Origin of the sequence: Acetobacter pasteurianus subsp. pasteurianus LMG 1262 = NBRC 106471, from assembly GCF_000285275.1 — a bacterium.
Taxonomy (GTDB): domain Bacteria; phylum Pseudomonadota; class Alphaproteobacteria; order Acetobacterales; family Acetobacteraceae; genus Acetobacter; species Acetobacter pasteurianus.
Window position 1 is genome coordinate 1 of sequence record NZ_CADO01000075.1, and the last position, 3,776, is coordinate 3,776.

Below are 3,776 nucleotides of genomic sequence, written 5' to 3' on the forward strand. Positions count from 1 at the left end.
TGTTCTGCGGGTTATCTGACACCTTGGCAGGTATGCCGTGTCAGATAATACCGCGTTATCATGACGCTTTTTACTGACATGCCTGAATGATTGCAGCCATGCCAGGCAATGCTTTTGCAACTGCAAATGCCAGAGCAACCAGCACAAGAGCAACAAAGCGCCATGCTTTGAGATCATTCATCACTTGTACCAAACGCCAGAGATCTTTAAGATCAGGCATGTTCATTCCTGGAAAGCTCAGGGGTGGACAAAAGAAACCCCCGCGCTGCTCGAACAGCCGGGGGTTTCGCTTAATCAGATGGAGCGCCGCCAACCTTGCGGCCGCAATCGCCCCATTTTGGCCCGCGCCATGTTGTTTCCATCACGCCGGGTGGCAACTCTTCCACCGCGCGGGAAGCATGTTCTTTGCGTAGCGCGGCATCAATGCGCTGCATGTCGTGCTCAGCATACACCGCGCCCGCTGGCAGTTCGCGCAGCGATTGCAGGTGGCCATATTTTTCGCATGCAAGGGCATCGCATCGGGCAACCGTATTTTTCAGGCTACCAACGGCCCGCAAAATCACATCAGCCCGATGCCGTGGCAGACGATCTGGAACCATGCGCACGCAATGCGCCACATTTCCATCTGCCGAAACAACTAGAACAATCTTCTTCCCACGCAGCAGGACAGCACCACGGCAGATCTTCTGCCTGTGTTTCATGCGTTCAGCTTTTCAGAGGATACAAAAAAAGCCGTGGCCCAGATGGGCACACGACTTCGAAGATTTTGACTTTTTACGGCTACTTAGGGGTAACTGTCAAATATTAATCACGGTTGAGGATTATCATTATTCTGCTTAAGGGATGACGATATATCTTGTTGCATAAAATAATTAAACCATCTTGTTGCACGAAAAATAGAAAATGCACATGGAATTATAAGTACGCAAGAATATAAAAATACAAAATATGAAAACCAAGAAAAAAACCATGTATTGAAATAAAAACCTCAGATTTTAGAAAATTTTGTTCTAATATGCCCGTATGAAGATATATAGATCTAAAAAAATGTGCTTTGGATATAAGTGCCAATAATAATCCTATAGTTTGGACTATTATAAAATGAGCGAACGACGCACTAACCTGCATAAAAACAGATTCTTGGTGGGGCGGAATAGTCCGTGCCATTTTTGCTCTAAATTGGTCATTACCCAAAGCTGTCAACATGGCGTAACCAGCTAAAGTAAAAGAGATTAGGCTTGGGAGGATTGAAAGAGGCAAATCCCACCATCCATCAGTTGACCATAAGCCAAATGAAATAATGGACAAAAACAGCGCAAGATGTAAATAAGGAGACGATATTAAAGATAAAAAACCCCCATAAATATTAAAATAATCGCAAAATACTTTCTCTACACCTTTATATTGCTCTTTTATTTTTAATGAAAAATACTTCATTTTCTACTCATCCTATATACAGCATTTTGAAATGCCTCACCTGCTGATTCTGATTTATATTGTATTTTTTCTACTATAGGATGTTCTTTACTTGATTTTTTAACCAACTTATCTGATGTATCATAACCTTTTGCAGATATATCACCATGCTCAAGTGCTAGTTGACCTAAATTTTTTATTCCCTCGGTAACTTTCAGACCTGTTTTTTTAGAACCAGTAGCACCAAAGCGAACTTGAGAAGCACCTGAATTTTCCATTACCCCCATCATTATGTCATCAAGGTTACCACAATCGTCAGGGTTAGGCCGAAAAATTCTGATTTCTAAATTAGTCAACGATACAAGAGAAAAAATTTCTTCTAAAGCTTCTTCTGATTGAATAATAGATACGCCGATTTCACCAAATTCATCAATTATTTCTGGGTTTGAAAATAAAATTGATAGAAATTTCTGCATAAAATTAGGAGATACTTTTCTCTCATAGTAAAACATGTGCTTATACAAATCAAATAAAAAATAGAAAGATTCATAATTTGGCTGTAAGTACGGAGGAATATTTAATAATTTGAGTGTATTTTCATCTGCACTATCCATTTTTTGGATATCTAACCATGCTTTGTCAAAATCTATTTTTGTAAATTTACCAATAGTTCCAAATATATTTTCCTCACTCGGTAATATCTGTGTAAATATTAAACATGCATCTCCCTTTATTTTTACCATTTCTTTTTTTTGAAAACTCTATTTAAAAGTTGCGCATATCGTTTAGGAGAATGAGGTCGTTCCATTTCAATATTTATTTTTGCAATAAACATCGTCTTGTTATGAGCCATTCCGAATCCTGATTCTTAAAAATAAAAATTTGTACCAGCCATACCATTAACGACACGCAAAGAAACTCTCATATTATCTTGGTAAATGTTCCAAGAATGCATAGCGATCATCATAATATGATGTTCTGTTTTTTGTTCATTCAAGGGAACGGGAAGTCACTTTAGTTGGATATATTCGTGTTTACGAACTGTACCTATGACCTCCATAGCTCCTATGCAATATACGAGGGGCTGAGGCCTCCTTTTTTTTAAATTTATATGTTTTTAAGCCCCAAGAAAATCAAAGTATGGAATCGTAATACGACCCCTCAAGACTGGAATGCTTGGATTTCAGCCTCTGCTGCAGTTGTTCAAGCTATTGGCTCAGTTGCGGCTATCTGGACTTCTATATTTATTGCTAGAAAATCAGAAAGACGCGCTGTTATTTCTGAGATGCGATCCGATTTAAAGCAGCAAATAATTGTTATTGAACGAGAAATATCCCAAAAAGAAACTGAAAAAGTTGCTTTGATAAAAATTAAAATGGTCACAGATCATATTCTTCAATCTATCGACAGAGTAGACCGAACTATAACTGGAAAAGAGGTTGAGTTAATAAAGCATGATCATATTGAAAACTTAAGAGAACAAATAAAAAATTATTGTTCAATATCAAAAGATGAGAAAAAAGTAGAGTTTTTAACTAGTTTTAATAGTGGTATACCAACTCTTATCGGTGGGGCTAATAATCAAAAAAATAAAGGGATCGAAATATACTATAGCAGATTGCAAAGAAATTTTAGCACGCTAAGAGATAACGTCTCTGATTTCATTGCCGATTTGGAAAAAACAGAAACCATTTTAAATAGTGAACACAAGTTATTGGAACGAAAAATAGCAGAAAAATTTTAACATCCCCACAACCCGCCCGGCATCACCTGATATGCCTCCACCAACTGCTCCAGAAGCAGGTCAATAGCGCCTGAAACGCGCAGTTTGTGAGTGGAAGCGGCCTCTGCCATAGCCTGAACACTCATGCCGTCAATCATCATGCGGTGTAGGAAGGTTTCGCCCACCAGCCCCAAGGCGTTGCGCACATACTCGCAGCGCCTCACAGCAGCTGCGCGGGACAGCATAATAACGTGCGGATCTGGTAGGCCACCCTTCTTCCCTGCTTCCGGATCTCTGGCACCTAGCACGCCGGTTTCGTAATCCCGCGCCCAATGTTCGGCTGCGGCTACGTGGGCATCTGTAATGGTGCCTGCCCTACGCAGCGCGTAAAGCGCCCCGGATGACCGCAGGCGCTTTTCTGGTGGCTGGTTTTTGTGTTCCTGAACGTAAACTTCCGTTACGTCGCCTTTGGCCAGGCGTTCTGGTGTGGCTTCTTCTGTATTCTGCACGTTGCTGCCCCGTTTGTTCTGGTGTACCGTCCGTAACCGTCACGGGCTTGCTCGTGCCTATGCAAACGGCGTTGCAGAGTGGTGATTTCCAGTTCAGCCTCTGCACGCCGTTTTTGTTCCTGGGCCAG

General features: G+C 41.0%; 5 protein-coding genes and 1 pseudogene. 1 reads left to right on the plus strand and 5 read right to left on the minus strand.

Annotation, left to right across the window (positions count from 1 at the left end; translation table 11 throughout):
* Positions 1-70: 70 nt before the first annotated feature.
* From APA10_RS15185 to APA10_RS11080, 4 genes and pseudogenes are all read right to left on the minus strand, one after another.
* Positions 71-220, minus strand: coding sequence for a hypothetical protein (locus APA10_RS15185; RefSeq protein WP_170164628.1), 150 nt, complete (start codon positions 218-220; stop codon positions 71-73).
* 70 nt (positions 221-290) lie between these two features.
* The gene (locus APA10_RS11070; RefSeq protein WP_035367643.1) at positions 291-701 is read right to left on the minus strand and encodes a hypothetical protein; all 411 of its coding nucleotides are present in this window, start codon (positions 699-701) and stop codon (positions 291-293) included.
* Positions 702-915: 214 nt separating this feature from the next.
* The gene (locus tag APA10_RS11075) at positions 916-1,437 is read right to left on the minus strand and encodes a hypothetical protein (protein WP_050998021.1); all 522 of its coding nucleotides are present in this window, start codon (positions 1,435-1,437) and stop codon (positions 916-918) included.
* Positions 1,434-2,162: pseudogene (locus tag APA10_RS11080) on the minus strand (DUF4747 family protein); the annotation flags it as partial. The gene APA10_RS11075 and the pseudogene APA10_RS11080, both read right to left, overlap by 4 nt.
* Before the next feature lie 365 nt (positions 2,163-2,527).
* On the opposite strand from APA10_RS11080, the gene APA10_RS11085 reads away from it, so the two are divergent.
* Entirely contained in the window at positions 2,528-3,160 is a 633-nt protein-coding gene (locus tag APA10_RS11085; RefSeq protein ID WP_035367646.1) for a hypothetical protein, read from the plus strand.
* Here APA10_RS11085 and APA10_RS11090 read toward each other — a convergent pair.
* Complete coding sequence (locus APA10_RS11090) at positions 3,157-3,648, minus strand: hypothetical protein (protein ID WP_050998022.1); 492 nt, start codon at positions 3,646-3,648, stop codon at positions 3,157-3,159. The genes APA10_RS11085 and APA10_RS11090 overlap by 4 nt on opposite strands.
* Positions 3,649-3,776 lie beyond the last annotated feature (128 nt).